The 16,087-nt window shown below is 68.3% G+C and carries 14 protein-coding genes; 9 read left to right on the forward strand and 5 right to left on the reverse strand.

All coding sequences use genetic code 11. The features are described from left to right. The first annotated feature begins 60 nt into the window (after positions 1 to 60). From ACFTSF_RS30255 to ACFTSF_RS30275, 5 genes are read left to right on the forward strand one after another with little or no spacing between them, the layout of a single operon-like run. The gene (locus ACFTSF_RS30255) at positions 61 to 990 is read left to right on the forward strand and encodes an ABC transporter permease (RefSeq protein WP_344158532.1); all 930 of its coding nucleotides are present in this window, start codon (positions 61 to 63) and stop codon (positions 988 to 990) included. Beyond that, positions 990 to 1,994, forward strand: a complete 1,005-nt coding sequence (locus tag ACFTSF_RS30260) for an ABC transporter permease (protein ID WP_380157620.1) — start codon at positions 990 to 992, stop codon at positions 1,992 to 1,994. Before ACFTSF_RS30255 ends, ACFTSF_RS30260 begins: the two co-directional genes overlap by 1 nt. Next, a complete protein-coding gene (locus ACFTSF_RS30265; RefSeq protein WP_380157624.1) occupies positions 1,987 to 2,985 on the forward strand; it encodes an ABC transporter ATP-binding protein in 999 nt (332 codons plus the stop codon). Before ACFTSF_RS30260 ends, ACFTSF_RS30265 begins: the two co-directional genes overlap by 8 nt. Further along, the gene (locus tag ACFTSF_RS30270; protein ID WP_380157626.1) at positions 2,982 to 3,998 is read left to right on the forward strand and encodes an ABC transporter ATP-binding protein; all 1,017 of its coding nucleotides are present in this window, start codon (positions 2,982 to 2,984) and stop codon (positions 3,996 to 3,998) included. Before ACFTSF_RS30265 ends, ACFTSF_RS30270 begins: the two co-directional genes overlap by 4 nt. Positions 3,999 to 4,007: 9 nt before the next feature. After that, positions 4,008 to 5,684 carry an ABC transporter substrate-binding protein gene (locus tag ACFTSF_RS30275; protein WP_380157628.1) on the forward strand — a complete coding sequence of 559 codons (1,677 nt, stop codon included), beginning with the start codon at positions 4,008 to 4,010 and terminating at the stop codon, positions 5,682 to 5,684. 3 nt (positions 5,685 to 5,687) lie between these two features. Here the strand turns inward: ACFTSF_RS30275 and ACFTSF_RS30280 are convergent, their stop codons facing one another. Both ACFTSF_RS30280 and ACFTSF_RS30285 read right to left on the reverse strand, forming a co-directional pair. Beyond that, positions 5,688 to 6,185 carry an HAD family acid phosphatase gene (locus tag ACFTSF_RS30280; protein WP_380157629.1) on the reverse strand — a complete coding sequence of 166 codons (498 nt, stop codon included), beginning with the start codon at positions 6,183 to 6,185 and terminating at the stop codon, positions 5,688 to 5,690. Next, entirely contained in the window at positions 6,178 to 6,723 is a 546-nt protein-coding gene (locus ACFTSF_RS30285) for a GNAT family N-acetyltransferase (RefSeq protein ID WP_380157631.1), read from the reverse strand. The genes ACFTSF_RS30280 and ACFTSF_RS30285 overlap by 8 nt, the downstream gene beginning before the upstream one ends. 1,512 nt (positions 6,724 to 8,235) lie before the next feature. Here ACFTSF_RS30285 and ACFTSF_RS30290 point away from each other — a divergent pair. Continuing rightward, complete coding sequence (locus ACFTSF_RS30290; protein WP_380157632.1) at positions 8,236 to 9,366, forward strand: exonuclease SbcCD subunit D; 1,131 nt, start codon at positions 8,236 to 8,238, stop codon at positions 9,364 to 9,366. Next, the gene (locus ACFTSF_RS30295; RefSeq protein WP_380157634.1) at positions 9,363 to 12,128 is read left to right on the forward strand and encodes an AAA family ATPase; all 2,766 of its coding nucleotides are present in this window, start codon (positions 9,363 to 9,365) and stop codon (positions 12,126 to 12,128) included. Before ACFTSF_RS30290 ends, ACFTSF_RS30295 begins: the two co-directional genes overlap by 4 nt. Here the strand turns inward: ACFTSF_RS30295 and fdhD are convergent. After that, positions 12,112 to 12,945, reverse strand: a complete 834-nt coding sequence (gene fdhD, locus ACFTSF_RS30300; RefSeq protein WP_380157636.1) for a formate dehydrogenase accessory sulfurtransferase FdhD — start codon at positions 12,943 to 12,945, stop codon at positions 12,112 to 12,114. The genes ACFTSF_RS30295 and fdhD overlap by 17 nt on opposite strands. Before the next feature lie 9 nt (positions 12,946 to 12,954). Beyond that, a complete protein-coding gene (locus ACFTSF_RS30305) occupies positions 12,955 to 13,935 on the reverse strand; it encodes a phosphotransferase (RefSeq protein ID WP_380157638.1) in 981 nt (326 codons plus the stop codon). A 155-nt stretch (positions 13,936 to 14,090) separates the two neighbouring features. Here ACFTSF_RS30305 and ACFTSF_RS30310 point away from each other — a divergent pair, with 155 nt between their 5' ends. Together ACFTSF_RS30310 and ACFTSF_RS30315 are read left to right on the forward strand one after the other, a co-directional pair. Beyond that, on the forward strand, positions 14,091 to 14,543 hold the full coding sequence (locus ACFTSF_RS30310; protein WP_380157640.1) for a hypothetical protein: 453 nt from the start codon (positions 14,091 to 14,093) through the stop codon (positions 14,541 to 14,543). 61 nt (positions 14,544 to 14,604) lie between these two features. Beyond that, a complete protein-coding gene (locus ACFTSF_RS30315) occupies positions 14,605 to 15,210 on the forward strand; it encodes a trimeric intracellular cation channel family protein (protein WP_344158508.1) in 606 nt (201 codons plus the stop codon). Here the strand turns inward: ACFTSF_RS30315 and ACFTSF_RS30320 are convergent. After that, a complete protein-coding gene (locus tag ACFTSF_RS30320; RefSeq protein ID WP_380157642.1) occupies positions 15,207 to 16,082 on the reverse strand; it encodes a MerR family transcriptional regulator in 876 nt (291 codons plus the stop codon). The genes ACFTSF_RS30315 and ACFTSF_RS30320 overlap by 4 nt on opposite strands. Between the last annotated feature and the right edge of the window lie 5 nt (positions 16,083 to 16,087).

A 16,087-nucleotide genomic window follows, 5' to 3' on the forward strand; every position in this document is an offset into this window, starting at 1 on the left:
GTGGGAGGATGCGGCCTAGCTTGTGTCGGCTGTTCGAAAACAACCTCGTCGGGAGTGCGTGTGAGTTCGTCGGTTGCCGGGGCCGTCTCGCCTACTCGGCAGGCGCTGCGTCGGGTACGACGGGACCGGAGTGCACGAGTCGGTCTGGGACTGGTGGTTGCGCTGATCGTGGTCGCGGCCGCGTCGCCGTTGCTGGTCAAGTTGTCAGGGCAGGATGCGTTCACCTATCACATCGACCTGCTCGATCCGGTCCGCGGCAACGCGCCGCGAGGGTCGTTCGGTGGGGTCAGCGGTGAGCACTGGTTCGGCGTGGAGCCGTTGACCGGGCGGGACTTGTTCTCGATCGTGGTGCTCGGCCTGCGCACGTCGCTGGTGATCGCGATCGTGGTCACTGCGGTCACGACCGTGGTCGGGACCTTGCTCGGCATCACCGCGGCGTACGTCGGTGGTTGGTTCGACGCGATCTTGTCCCGGTTGCTGGACTTCCTGTTCGGGTTCCCGCAGCTCGTCTTCATGATTGCCCTCGGCATCATCGTGCCGGCCAAGGTGCCGCGGACAGTGCTATTGGTCGGCGTACTGAGCGTCTTCGGCTGGGCCGGGCTGGCTCGGCTGATCCGGGCGCAGGCGCGGTCGCTGGTCACCCGTGAGTTCGTCGAGGCTGCCCGTAGCGTCGGCTCATCCGGCTGGTGGGTGATCACCCGCGAACTGCTGCCGAATCTGCTCGGCCCGGTGCTCGTGATCGCGACCCTGTCGATCCCCGGCTACATCGGTGCCGAGGCCGCGCTGTCGTTCCTCGGAGTCGGTGTTCCACCACCGACACCGAGTCTCGGTCGCTCGATCTCCGACTCGATCGCCTGGGTCTACACCGGGACCGATCCGTGGTTCATGGTCTTCCCCGGGATCGCGCTGTTCGTCGCCGTACTGGGCTTCACGCTGCTCGGTGACGGCGTCCGCGACGCGTTCGACGTACGGCTGCGGAGGACGCACTGATGCCCGACATCGTGTGGTTCGTCATCCGCCGCTTGTTCGCCGCGCTGCTCGTCATGCTCGCGCTCAGCCTCGCTGTCTACTTCGTCTTCTACGCGATCCCGGCCGACCCGGCCCACCTCGTGTGCGGCAAGCCCTGTACGCCGGATCGTCTCGAGCAGGCGCGCCATTTCATGCAGCTGGACCAGAGCACGATCCAGCAGTACCTGAACTTCCTGAAGGGCATCTTCGCCGGTCGCACGTACGGCGACGGCGACGGCGCGGCGGCCGTGCAGTGCAAGGCACCCTGCTTCGGGTACTCGTTCCCGTTGGCACGCCCGGTCAGCACGCTGATCATGGACCGGTTGCCGGTGACCGCGTCGATCGCGCTCGGAGCCGCCGTACTGTGGTTGCTCATCGGCGTCTCGCTCGGCGTGATCGCCGCCCTGAACCGGGGCCGCCCGCTCGACCGATTGGCCGTCGGCGTGGCATTGATCGGTGTGTCGACGCCGTCGTTCCTGCTCGGTCTGCTGGCGATCCTGGTCTTCGGGTTCTGGCTGAACATGGTCCCGGTGAGCGGTTACGTTCCGCTGACCGAGAGCCCGGTCGACTGGGCCTGGCACCTGGTCACCCCGTGGCTCGTCCTCGCGGTGCTGCAGGCGGCGTCGTACATCAGATTGACCCGGGCACAGATGCTCGAGGAGCTGAATCTCGACCACATCACCACCGCGCGGGCGAAGGGTGCCGGTGAGGCGCGCGTCGTGGTGACACACGGTCTGCGTGGTGCGCTGGTGCCGATCGTGACGCTGTTCGGGCTGGACCTCGGTGGTCTGCTCGGCGGCGCGATCCTGACCGAGAAGGTGTTCAGCATGCAGGGACTTGGCGAGTTGCTGATCAGCGCGGTCGGGCAGCTCGATGTCGCCGTGGTCGTCGGGGTCACCCTGTTCTCGGCGTTCCTCATCATCGTCGCGAACCTGGTGGTGGACATAGTGCACGGAGCACTCGACCCGAGGGTGAGTCATGGCTGAGCCGGTGCTGGAAGTTCATGACCTGCGGGTCACCTTCGATACCGAGGGCGGCCTCGTCCCTGCTGTCGACGGCATCGACTTCTCGGTCGCTGCTGGGCAGACGCTGGCGATCGTCGGCGAGTCCGGTTCGGGGAAGAGCGTCAGCTCGGCGGCCGTGATGGGCATCCTGCCGTCGAATGCCGAGGTGAAGGGCGAGGTGCTGCTGGACGGCCGCGAGCTGGTCGGCCTGCCCGCCGACGAGCTGCGCAAGATCCGCGGCAACGACATCGCGCTGGTCTTCCAGGACGCGTTGTCCGCCTTGAATCCGTACTACACCGTCGGCTGGCAGGTCGCCGAGGCGTACCGGCTGCACCACGACGTTTCGAAGAAGGCCGCGTTCCAGCGGGCCGTCGAGCTGCTCGACAAGGTCGGTATCCCGGACGCCGCGCGGCGGGCGAAGAGCTACCCGCACGAGTTCTCCGGGGGAATGCGGCAGCGGGTCGTGATTGCTATGGCTCTGGTGAACAACCCGCGCGTGCTGATCGCCGACGAGCCGACCACGGCCCTCGACGTCACCGTGCAGGCGCAGATCATGCAGCTGCTGTCCGACGTCCAGGCCGAGTTCGGTACGGCGCTCGTGCTGATCTCGCACGACCTCGGAGTGGTCGCCGAGGTCGCGGACGACGTACTGGTCATGTACGCCGGTCGTGCAGCCGAGCGGGGGACTGTGCGGGATCTGTTTTACCGGGCCGCGCACCCGTATTCGCTTGGACTGCTCGGCGCGATGCCGCGGATCGACGTACCGCCTAAGCCTCGGCTGGTCACGATTCCCGGTTCGCCGCCGTCGCCTGGATCGATCACCACAGGCTGTCCTTTTCAGCCGCGGTGTGCGTACACCGAGCGGGTCGGCCAGCGGTGCATCACCGAGCGGCCGGAGCTCACGCCGCGCCCGGGCGAAGGCGATCACGAGGCTGCGTGCCATCTGGGTCGCCGGCCGGAGGCAATCGCATGAGCGAGCAGAGCGTGCGGCAGGACGACGCTGCCGAGGAGCTGTTGCGGCTCGACAGCGTCCGCAAACACTTCGGGCTCCGCGGCGCTCCGTGGCGCGAAGCCCAGACGGTGAAGGCCGTCGATGGCGTCAACTTCGTTGTGCGCAAGGGCGAAACGGTCGGGCTGGTCGGTGAGTCCGGTTCGGGCAAGTCGACGCTGGCGCGGGTCGCGACCAGGTTGCTGGATCCGACATCTGGCCGGGTGGAGATCGGCGGTAAGGACGTCACCCGGTTCCGCGGTAGGCGGTTGCGACCGGTTCGCCGTACGGTCCAGATGGTCTTCCAGGACCCACAGGCCTCGCTGAACCCGAGGCAGTCAGTCGGCACCATCCTCAGTACGCCGTTCCGCGCGCAGGGGACCCGGCCGACGCGGGGTCAGCTGATCGAGTTGCTGCAGAAGGTCGGTCTGTCCGAGGAACATCTGGAGCGGTACCCGCATGAGTTCTCCGGCGGCCAACGGCAGCGGATCGGGATTGCCCGAGCGCTCGCGGTCAGCCCCGACCTACTGATCTGCGACGAACCCGTCTCGGCGCTCGACGTCTCCGTACAGGCTCAGGTGCTGAACCTGCTCGCTGACCTACGCGACGAGCTCGGTCTCTCGTACGTCGTCGTGGCGCACGACCTGGCCGTCGTCCGGCAGGTGGCGAGCCGGGTGGCCGTCATGTACCTCGGCACGATCGTCGAGGAGGGCCCGTCCGACCAGGTCTACGCGGCACCGGCCCATCCGTACACGAAGGCGCTGCTCTCCGCGGTGCCGGTGCCCGAGCCCGGTGTGACGCGCGACCGCATCGTGCTGACCGGCGACGTACCGACACCGATCTCACCACCGTCGGGCTGCCCGTTCCGGACGCGCTGTTACAAGGCCGAAGACATTTGCGCGACTGAACGACCTGTCCTTGAGCTCGTCCAGGGCCACACTGAGCTGCATCTTGAACACCGAGCCGCCTGCTACTTCCCCGAGCCAACCATCTCCTGAGAGGACATGATGAAACACATCACCCGAGCGGTCGCGGTTGCGGCCGTGCTGGCGTTGGCGGCCACCGCCTGCAACGCCAACAACAAGGACGCCCCGAGTGGAGGTGGCTCGTCCGCGGCCGCCGAGGCGGGCGGTACGCTGCAGTTCCTGAGCACCAGCAAGGAGATCAGCTTCGACCCGGCCAAGAGCCAGAACCTCGGGACGAGCGCGATCCACCTGATCCTGCGCGGCCTGACCGCCTGGAAGACCGACCCGGGCAAGCCGACCGAGCTGGTCCCGGACCTGGCCACCGACACCGGTCAGGTCAGCGACGGCGGCAAGACCTGGACGTACAAGCTCAAGCCCGGCCTGAAGTACTCCGACGGCTCGACGATCGTTGCCGCTGACATCAAGTACGGCATCGAGCGCTCGTTCGCGCCGGAGCTGTCCGGCGGTCTCGGCTACCACAAGTCGCTGCTGGTCGGCGGCGACAAGTACACCGGTCCCTACAAGGGCGGCGCACTCGCTTCGGTGGAGACGCCGGACGACACCACGATCATCTTCAAGCTGAACAAGCCGTTCGGCGACTGGCCGTGGGTGGCCAGCATGCCGGCCTTCTCGCCGGTCCCGAAGAAGGCCGACACCGACCCGGCCCACTACGGCGAGAAGCCGGTGGCCAGCGGTCCGTACCAGGTGAAGTCGTACCAGCCCGGCTCGAAGCTCGAGCTGGAGCGCAACCCGAACTGGGACAAGGCCAGCGACCCGGCCCGCACCGGCCTGCCCGACGCGTACGTCTGGCAGATGGGCCTCGAGGCCAACACCGTCAACCAGCGCCTGATCCAGGACGCGGGCGACGACAAGAACGCGGCTGCGACCGGTGTCAGCGTTCCGGCCGCACTCATCCCGACGGTCACCGGCAACCCGGCCGTCAAGGCCCGCGTCGCCACCTCGCCGTCCGGCGCGCTGCAGTACCTCGCGATGAACAACAAGCGTCCCGCGCTGTCCAACCCCGAGGTCCGCAAGGCGATCCAGTACGCCGTCGACAAGCAGGCCGTCCAGGTCGCCGAGGGTGGACCGGAGTTCGGCGGCGAGATCGCTTCGACCCTGATCACCCCCGGCATCGAGGGCTACTCGAAGTACAACACCTACGAGGCCCCGCCTGCCGGTGATCCGGACAAGGCCAAGCAGCTCCTGGCCGCCGCGGGTGTCACCAACCTGCGCCTGACCCTGGTCGCCGACAACGCCACCGGCCTCCCGGTCGCCCAGGCGATCCAGCAGGGCCTCAAGCGGGCCGGCATCACCGTCGACATCAAGCCGCTCGACAGCGAACCGCTGAGCGACCTGATCACCGGCAACAAGCCTGACTACGACCTCACCGTCTCCAGTTGGCTGCCCGACTTCCCGAGCGCGATCGGCAACATCCAGCCGCTGTTCGCCACCTCGGAGATCGGCAACGGCGGGTACAACATCTCCCGCTACTCCAACCCCACGGTCGACGCCGCCATCAACGCCGCCACTGCCGAGTCCGACAAGGCCAAAGCAGCCGCGGCCTGGGGCGCGTTGGACAAGCAGATCATGAATGACGCTCCGCTCGTCCCGCTCCTGTACGCGCGCAATGCGTTCCTGCACGGCTCCAAGGTCCAGAACTTCTACCTGCCGAGCTACCCGCCCTACCCGAACACGCTGATCCTGGGCCTCAGCAAGTAGTCCTTACGTCCGGCCCTCTTTCTCCTGGGCCTCGAAGAGGGTCGGCTGGGTCTCGGCATCGAGTCCCCAGTCGGCCCTCATCACCGTGTACCCGGCCTTCTCGGCCACCGCACACACCTTGATGTCATCGTCGACGAGTACGGCGACTTTGCGCTCCTCCGAGAGTCGCTTCAGCCGGTCGAGTTTCATCTGCGCGCCGGCGCGGCGGTCGGTGTTCCGGCGCATGTAGACCGTGCCATCGGGGAAGCCGTTGTCCTTCAGCCACTTCAGCGTGTCCCGCCGCAGCCGCTCGGGCCGGCCCGTCAGGTACACGATCTCGTGATCGGCCGCGAGCGTCGTCGCAACGGCCAGCCCTTCGTCGAGCACCGCGTCGTTCTTGGCCTCGGCGAAGAACGAATCCCAGTCCTTCGGCTTGCGCTCGAGATAGTGGATCCGCCGACTCGTGTCGGACAAGGTCGCGTCGATGTCGAGCACGGCGTACGGGCGTTGATCGTCAGACACGCTGTCGAGTTTCCCAGGTTTGCCGGTCGAGCGCGTACTCGACCTCACCGAACTCGGTCCCCGACAGTGGGTCGTCGAAGTGCTCATGCCACAACCGCACGAACCGCAGTCCGCTCCGCCGCATCACCGCCCGCGACCGGTGGTTGACCGCCATGGTGTCGGCGATCACTCGGTCCATCTTGAGTTGTCTGAACGCGTAGTCGATGAGCGTCTTGGTGCCTTCGGTCGCGTATCCCTTGCCCCAGGCGGTCCGGTTCAGGCGGTAGCCGACGTCGACTGTGCTCGGTTCCCCGGTCGGCTGCAGCCCGAACCAGCCGACGAACGCACCGCCGGCCTTCTCGTGGGCTGCGAACGTCCCGAGCCCCGGGTGCTCGTCATAAACCTTGAGGATCGCCGGCAGCACGACCGTCGTGATCTCCGCCCGCGGAGTCGGCTGACCGGTCAGGAACCGCATCACCTCCGGATCAGAGTCAAGCCCGGTGAGCAGGTCAACATCATCGAACCTGAACTGACGCAACACCAGCCGCTCGGTCTCCACCCCAACACCCTCCCACCCACCTTGAGCCCCCACCAACCATTTCCCACCCCCGCATGTGGTCGATCCATGCCCAAGGCCCGAGGACGAACGTCACCTTGAGCGCCCACCAACCATTTCCCACCCCTGCACGTGGTCGACACGTGCCCAAGGTCGAGGATGCGTGTCACCTTGGGCGCCCACCGACCATTCGGCGAGCCCGTGGATGGCTGGTCCGTGCTCAAGCCGGTCGACCGCTCCTCGCGACCTCACGGGCCGAATGTTCGTCGGTAAGACACGTGGTGGGTGCGTCACGAGCCACGCCGCACGCTCAGCACCCGGCGCGGAGGAGCCCTAGGACCGACTACTACGTGTCCTTGCCGACGCGGCCGACCGCCAGCACTCACCAACGGGGAACACCTCCACGACGGCGGTTGCGAATGGATCGTCGGCGGACCACCGGCCCCGGCCGACCCACCACCGGCCCCGGCCGACCCACCGCCGGCTCCGGGCGAGGCACGCTCAGCCCGGGGCGAGTCACCCCCCGGCTCGGTTGATCGGGCTCCGGCGCGCCCCCTACCCCATAACCACCTGTCAGCTAGCCGCGTTGCACGCGACGCAGGAGCGGGCGTGCCCGGAGCGGGGTGATCGCGCGGGGCGGACCGCCACCACTCACTAACTTGCCGGCGGCCGCGTGGTTCACGCTCAGCGGATCGTTCGTGGAGGGCCTGAACGGGGGTTGATGAGTGGGGCAGGTCCGCGATCGTGGTGCGGCGTCGGGTTCGGGTCATGCAGCGCGGAAGCTGAGGAACTGCTCGGGTAGCCGTGGAAAGTTTGTTCGGGAGGGCGTCCGGTGCGGCAGAGCAGGACGTCTTCGGTGGACCAGCGATGATCGCCACCTGTGCGAACCACCAGCTCCGGGCGAGCCTTCCCAGCCGCGGCCGAGCACTCCAGTCGCAGGCGAACCGGCAGCTCACCCCAGACTGTTGATTGGGCTCCGGCGTGCGCCCCATCCCGACAACCGCGTGTCAGCTAGCCGCGTTGCACGCGACGCAGGAGCGGGCTGGAGCGGCGGCTGCCTGCGAATGAACGGTTGGGCGCAACTGTTCTTGAGGGAAGCGGCGGTAGCCGCGTGAACGGGTGGGTGGGGCGCACGGGCGGAGCACGCGACGTAGGAGCGGGCGTGCCCGGAGCGGGGGTGCTCATCACCTGCACCAGGTAGACCACCACCTGAGCCACGGGCGGGATCCTCCCGGCACGACCGTCCCACTCAACCTCGGTTCAGCAAGCCGCGTGTCTGCGACGGAGGAGTGGACGGGAGCGGCGGCGGTTGCGAATGGACAGTCGGCGGAACTGCTGTTGAGGGGAAGCGGCGGTAGCCGCGTGAATGGGTGGGTGGGGCGTGCGGGGCGTGCCCGGAGTGGGGGTGCTCGCCACGTGCAGCACGAATTGGGTGTCCGGAGTGTGGGCGGATGGGGGTTGGGGGTGTGTTGGGTTGGGTGGATTTCGGGGGGTCGGGTTAGCGTTCTCAGCGCAATGGACGACTCGATCACGTTTCTGCACAGTTCGGACTGGCAGCTCGGAATGCTGCGCCGGTTCCTGGGGCCGGACGGTCAGGCCCGGTGGGGGCAGGCCCGGCTCGATGCTGTCGCGCGGATCGGCGAGGTTGCTGAGCGGACCGGTGCCGCGTTCGTGGTGGTCACCGGTGATGTGTTCGAGCACAACCAGGTCGAGCGCCAGACGATCCTCCGGGCCTGTGAAGCGCTGAAGCGGATCGCCGTCCCGGTAGTACTGCTCCCCGGGAACCACGACGCCCTCGAGCCCGGCTCGCTGTGGACCTCGAGCCAGTGGCAGGCGCACGCACCGGACCACGTCATCGTCCTCACCGACACGACGCCGATCGAGATCGTCCCGGGCGTCGAGGTCGTCGGCGCACCCTGGCGGTCGCGCCGACCGACCTCCGACCCGGCAGCGGCCGCCTACACCAACCTCGAACCAGCACCACCCGGTACGACGCGGATCCTCCTAGTGCACGGCCAGTTGACCAGCCTGAGCGGTGGCATGTCCGAGGTACCGCCCATCGACCAGCCGGCCCTCGAGGCCGCAGTAGCGACGAAGAAGGTCCAGTACGTCGGCCTCGGCGACCGCCACTCGACGACGAAGGTCACCGACCGGATCTGGTTCTCCGGCACGCAAGAGGTCACAACCCCGGAGGAGACCGACCCGGGCAACGTGCTGAAGGTGACCGTCAGCCAGAGCAGCATCGACGTCGAGCCCATCCGAGTCGGCGCCTGGCACATGGTGGATCACCGGGTGGAGCTGTTCGACGAGGAGTCGCTCAAAGCGCTCGAAGACTGGTTCGCCGAGCTGCCGGACAAGGAGCGCACCTACGTCCGCTTGGCCGGCGACGGTTCGCTGAGTCTCCCGTTGCTCAGCCGCCTCGACACGATGATCGACGTACAGGGTGAGGCGTTCGCGAGCGTCGAGAAGTGGGCCAAGTTCTGGACTGTCCGCCCGGCACCCGACGCAGCGGATCTCGACGCGTTGCAGCTGAGTGGTCCCGCACGCGCCGCGATGGAGGAGTTGCGCCAGGCGCTCGCCGGCGGAGACGAGAGTGCGGGTGCGGCGCTTTCGCTGATGCATCGATTGGCGCGGGACGCGGGATGAGGCTGCACTCTCTGACGCTGCGGAACTTCCGCGGCGTCAAGGACCGTACTGTTCGGCTGCCGGCTCTCGGCACCACCGTCGTGGTCGGCGACAACGAGGTTGGGAAGTCCAGTCTGGTCGAGGCGTTCGGGCTGATCTTCGACCTGCCCGATGATTCCAAGTCGACCCGGATCCGCGACATCCAGCCGGTCGGCCAGGACGTCGCGCCGGAGGTGACCGCCGAGCTGACTCTGGGCGGTCGCGAGCTGACCTACACCAAGCGCTGGTTGAAGAACCGCTCGACCGAGCTGGCCGTCGTCGAGGCCGACGGTCGCCGTACGGCGTGGACCGGGCGCGAGGCGCATAACGAGGCTGAGCGACTCTTCCACGAGTACGTCGATCCGGTGCTGTGGCAGACGTTGATGGTCAGCCAGGGTCAGTCGCTCGTGCTGCCGACCCCGGCCGATGCTGAGCCGCTGATCACCGCCGTCACCGCCGAGTCCGGTACGCCGGTCGATGGCGCGTCGATGCCGTTGGTGAGCGCGGTCGAGCACGAGTACTTGCGGTACTGGACTCGCGGTGGCCGGGCGACCGGGGACTATGCGAAGTCGGAGAAGGCGGTCGCCGCGGCTGAGCTGCAAGCGGCGCAAGCGTTGAAGGCGATGGAGGAGGTCCAGCAGGACATCCGCCGGGCCGAGCGGCTCACGCTCGACCTGGCTGACGTCGACGGCCGGCTGGGCGATCACCTGACCACGGTGGAGGAGGTTCGCGAGCGCAAGCAGGCGACCGACGAGATCCTGCTTCGCCGCGACACCGTTCGCTCGAAGGCTGAGACTGCGCGCGCCCGGTTGGTGAACCACACCCGCACGCGGGAAGAGCGGGAGCGGCTGCTCGACGAGGTCGAGCGGTTCACCAAGATCGACGCCGAGCTCGCGGAACGCCGTACCGATGCGGACACCGTCGCCAAGGCTGCGGCCGAGACAGTGCAGGCGGCCGAGGCGGCGCTGGCGGAGGTGATCGAGCTCAAGGACCTCCGCCGGACCGATGTGCAGGACGCGGAGCGGCGGGTCAGTCAGCTGGTGGATCAGGCCGAGCTGGAGCGGTTGGTCGGGCAGCAGACCGAGCTGATCGACGTTCGGGCCCGGATCGTGACGGCTGCGGCGATTCTGGACAAGATCAAGGTCGACGACGGGTTGTTCGCGGCGCTCGAGGACGCTCGCGCCGCGGTGGTCGAGGCGCGCGCGGCGCTGGCGGCCGGCGTGCCGGAGGTCGTCGTACGGCGGCTTGGCGCGGAGCCGGTCGAGTTGTCGGGCAAGGGCGTTGAGGCCGGCACCAAACGGATGCCGAAGGAGCTCGGGTTCGACGAGACGGCTGAACTGCTGGTCTCGGGTGAGCTGGTCGTCGGCGTACCGGGGCAGGTCGAGGTCACCGTGCGCGCGGGTGGTGAGGCGGCGACCCTGCGGTCTCGCGTCGATGACGCGGTACGGCGCGAGAAGGAGTTGCTGAAGAAGGCCGGGGTGAAGGACGTCGCGGCTGCGCGGGAGCAGTTGCGGAAGGCCGATATGGCGTCGGCGGAGCTGCAGGAGGCGCGTCGTACCGAGAAGTCGTTGACCTCGGCAGGCGACCCGGGGGAGCGGATCGCGGTGCTGACCGCGCGGCTCGGGATCGGTGCTGAGGACGAGGGCGAGCAGAGTGGGTCGAAGCAGGCGGCCGTCGAGGGTGTGCCTGGGCAGATGTCGTTGTTCGAGGAGTTTGCCTCGCCGCTCGACACGCTCTTCGACGACTTCGAACTGCCCGCACCCCCGCCGGATGATCTGACCGGTGCGCAGCGCCAGCTGGATGATGCGCGTACCGAGCTGGCAGGTGTCGAGCGGTTGCTGACCGAGGCCGAGTTCGCAGCGGCGCAGGCGCGGAAGGCTGCGGACGAGGATCGGTCCGAGGCGCAGCAGGCGCGGGCGCGGTCCGAGATCGCCGGGGAGCGGCTGACTGCGGCGGTCGACGCTCTGAAAGCGGCTCGGAAGGTGCTGGACGACGAGGCGGTGACGGCGGCCGAGATCGACGCGACGGCTGAGGTCGAGGCGGTGCTGGAGGAGCTGACCGCGGTCCAGGAGCAGGCCGATGCGGCCGGTGCGGATCAGGTGGCCGGTGAGCTGGCCGACGCGCTGGCGGTCGCGACGCGGATGCAGGGGGAGCGGGACACGCTGCGCGATGCGTTGCGGACGACCGAGGGCCGGCTGGAGCAGTCCGGGCGCGACGGGATGGCGACTCGGCGGGATGTGGCCGAGTTGGAGCTGGCCGCGATTCGTTCGGAGCACGAGAGTCTGCACCGGCGGGCCGAGGCGGCACGGCGGGTCTACGAGACTTTGGGGCGGCATCGGGCCGCTGCACAGACGAAGTACTCGGAGCCGCTGCAGACGCGCATCGAGGCCCTGGGACGGGGTGTTTACGGGCCGTCGTTCAAGATCTGGCTGGATGACGACCTGGCGGTCGCGGAGCGAGAGCTGGACGGCGTGCGGCTGCCGATCGAGGCGTTGTCGACGGGTGCGCAGGAGCAGCTCGCGATCATCACCCGGCTCGCGATCAGTCACCTGGTCAGTACCGGCGACGGCAGCGTGCCGGTGATCTTCGACGACGCGCTCGGCTGGTCCGACAAGGCCCGGCTGCGCGACATGGGCGCGCTGCTCGGCCGGGCCGGGGATCACGGGCAGGTCATCATCCTGACCTGTATGCCGGACCGCTACGAGTACGTCCCGAAGGCGACCTTCATCAAGCTGGACGGATGATCCGCTCCGGGTTGCTGTAGATCACACACCGCTCTCCGCGCGCGAACCCGGCCACCGTCACGCCGAACTGCCGCGCGAGATCCACCGCCAGACTCGACGGTGCGCCGACCGCGACGATCATCCCGAGACCGGCCGCGACCGCCTTCTGCACGATCTCGTACCCGACGCGCCCGCTGACCGCGAGCACGAGGCCCTGGCGCGGCTGCTGGTTCAGCACTGTCCAGCCAACGACCTTGTCGACGGCGTTGTGCCGGCCGACATCCTCCCGTACGACGACCTTGCGGCCGTCCGTGGTGAACAGCCCGGCCGCGTGCAGACCGCCAGTGCGGGAGAACGTGGGCTGAGCCTCGCGGAGCAGATCCGGCAGCCGTCGTACGACGTCGATGTCGACCTCGACGGGGTCGACCGGGTCGTAGTCGCGCTCGGCGAGTTCGTCGAGGGACTGCTGGCCGCATACCCCGCAGGCGGCCGAGGTGACGCCGTACCGCTGGGGTGGTTCGCGGTCCGGCGGGCCGTCGAAGGTGACCGTGACGGTGTTGAACTGCTGCTCGCGGGTGAGCTTGTTGTCGGTGCAGTAGGCAACGGTCCGGATCGCGCCCGGGCGGACCGCGAACCCCTCGCCGAGGCAGAAGCCGGCGGCCAGCTCGAAGTCCGATCCCGGGGTGCGCATCGTCACCACCAGCGGCTCCGGCGGCCGGCCCGGCCACTCGAGCCGGAGCTCGAGCGGCTCCTCGGTGACGACGACGTCCTCACGCCGCGAGGTGCGCTCGCCGTCGAGCACCTCGACCTTGAACCGGCTGGTCGGAGCTTTGGTCATACTCCGAGATTAGGTCGTCCATCCACGTCGGGTCGCCAGCCAGTCCAGGAACGTCCATGCGTAGAACCGTTGGTGCTCCCGTAGTGCCTGCGTGGTGCCGGTCGGCGGTGGGGCGTCGGGGTGCTTCAGCATGTACGCCGCGACCACGGCGACGAAGCAGTCGAGCTCATCAGCCGGTACGTCGGCAGTCAGCGGGCTGCTGCGGATCGCCGTACCGGTGTCGATGCCGTGGTGCTGTGCGACCGGGAGCAGGCCGACCCAATCGAGCCAGCGCGGACCGAGGGCCAGCCAGTTCCAGTCGACCGTCCAGCAGGTGCCGGTGGTGTCGATCAGCAGGTTGTCCGGCCGCAGGTCGGTGTGCGCGGCCGCGTCGCCGGACAGAGCCTCTGGTACGGCGAGCATCAGGTCGGCCAGCTCGGGCAGGATCCGCGGTACCCACTCCTGCAGTCCGCGTGGCAGCGGACGATCCCCGGCCAGGATCTGCGAGGGAACCAGCAGCGCCGACTCCCCGGACTCCAGATCCTTCAGGAACGACTCCAGCCCGGCGATCGGGCTCGGGGCCAGCGCCTGCGCCATCGCCTCGCACCTGGCCGTCACCAGCGCGAAGTCCGCCGGAGTCCACGGCGCACCCGGCATCCGCGCGTCCACCCACTCCGACACCACCGCGAACCAGTCGTCCGTCCGTGCTGTGGTCACGATCGCAGGCGCCTGCGCGGCGGCCGGCAGTTGGGGGACGACCGCGGCTTCGCGCTGATAGGCGCCGTACGAGTGCAGTGTCTTGTCGGACGCCTTCACGAACACTCGGCGACCGTCGGCAAGGCGGACCGGCGCCGCGAACCCGCCCGTGAACCCGGAGGTCACCGACGGCGCGGCACCCACGATGTCGGTGCCCAAGGCAACAGACAGCGCCTGCTGAAGAGCCTCCGGCAACGCATCCCAGGTCGGGCGCGACGAGGTGGCACGGTAATCGACATCAGGCGGTCCACTCATGCCCACAGACGATAGAGGGCCAGTGCACTACACCGCGCGGGGTTTATCCGGGGAGGGTTGAAACCCAGATCGAAAGGTCGAGCGGAACCCATCTGTCACCCCTTACCATCGCAGCGAAATTTCTCGTTCGAGCTGGACCGAAGGGGTTGGGACATATGCACAAGGGACGCATGATCGGCATCACACTGGCGGCGGTCGGCATGGCGCTGGCCGGTGGGTCGCAGGCCGTGGCGAAGGAAGCTCCGGCGGTTGTCGCACAGCCCGCTGCGGTCGCGGCGGGGACGCCCGGGATGTCACCGGCGCCGGAACGCGCCACCTACGTCAGCCGGTTCGGCTTCTACGACTACAACTGCCGGTCCGGCCGGGCCTGTCTGGCCGTGTGGAACGAGCCGGGTGGCAACTGGCGCGTCTTCGACATGCTGGCGTGCACCACCTACCGACTGTCGGAGGCCTACGGCCAGGGAGGGCTCAAGAACAACCAGACTGGCGGCGCAATCGTCAGCATGTACGGCGCCAGCGGCAACCACCTGTACTCGTTCGGGACGGCGGGGCAGGAGCCGCACGAGGTCCGAGACCTGACCCCGGTTTACACCGTTCGTCCCTGCTGACACGAGCTTCCACGTGGGCGTCGTACCGGGCGCCCGCGTGGGGGCGCGGTAGCGTGCGGATGTGGCTCTGCACGTGCTGGATCTGATCGGGATCTTTGTGTTCGGGATCACCGGTGCGCTGGTCGGGGTTCGGAAGCAGCTGGATGTGTTTGGGATCCAGGTGCTGGCGCTGGTGACCGGGCTCGGCGGTGGGTTCATTCGCGACGTACTGATTGGTGCTACGCCACCGGCCGCGCTGAAGGACTGGCGTTATCTCGTGGTGCCGATTGTTGCTGGGCTGGTGACCTTCTTTCTGCATCCGGGGATTGAGCGGTTGGAGCGGCTGGTCAACATCTTCGACGCGGCCGGGCTCGGGTTGTTCTGCGTGACTGGTGCGTTGAAGGCGATGGCGTACGGACTCTCGCCGCTCTCGGCGGCGTTGCTCGGGACGATCTCGGGGATCGGTGGCGGGGTGATCCGGGACCTGCTCAGTGGGCGGGTCCCGGTGGTGTTGCGTCGGGAGATCTACGCGACTCCGGCGTTCCTGGGGGCGACGATCGTGGTGGTGGCGGGGGCGCTCGAGTACGACGCGATCTGGGTCTCGTACGTCGCGGTACTCACCTGCTTCACGATCCGCCTGCTCGCCATCCGCCGCGGCTGGAACGCGCCCCTACCCCGAACCCACTAGCCGGCGTGCCGGAGGGCGGTGCGAGTCCAGTCGTAGATCGGCTGCAACGGCTCAGGGTCCTGCCACCCGTTGACCGCGGCGAGCAGCCGGAGGTACCGGAACCACCGCGGATCCCCGGCGGTGTCGAGCAGACTGCTCAGCCGGGTGCGCAGCTCGTCGTCGGCAGGTCTGCCGACCCGGCGCGCATAGTCGGCCGTGATCTCGTCGACCAGCGCACGGGCCTCCGGTGAGGCCGGATCGACGGCTGCCGCGATGGCCGGGCCGACCCGTTGGCGAAGGGTGGAGACGACACCGGGCCGGAGGTCGTCGGCGCGGTAGTCGTCGACCATCTGCCGGACGGTCGCGCGGAACGCGGTGTCCGTCAGCATCTGGGCGAGCTCGAACCAGGCGCAGAGCTGGTGGTCGGCGGCGTCGTCGGGCAGCTCGGGTGTGAGCGTCTGCCGGACGCCCCGCAGCTCGGGATCGTCGCCGATGACGGCGTCCAGGAAGTCGGTGACGAGCGCCTGGCGGTCGTCGTCGGACTCGGTCAGGTCAGACATCTGATGGATCTCCTCAGGGCGTTGAGCGACCACGCGCAACACTGCCTGCCGGAGCTGGAGAGTGCGGATCTGCACTCCCAGCGCCTCGGCGTGTGCCGCGGCCACGTCGGAGAGCGCGCGTTCGCCGGTCAGCACGGCTCGGACAGTCGGTACGTCGATGCCCAGTGCACGCAGCCGTCGGATCAGCTCGAGCCGGCCGACCGCATCCTCGTCGTACCTCCGATGCCCGGACGGCGCGCGCCAGGAATCGAGCAGGCCGAGGTCCGAGTAGTAGCGCACGGTCTTCACCGTGACTCCTGCTCGGAGCGCGATCTCACCGATCGAATGGTCCATGCCCG

This window comes from Kribbella sp. NPDC056951 (assembly GCF_042674205.1).
In the GTDB taxonomy this organism is placed as follows: domain Bacteria; phylum Actinomycetota; class Actinomycetes; order Propionibacteriales; family Kribbellaceae; genus Kribbella; species Kribbella yunnanensis.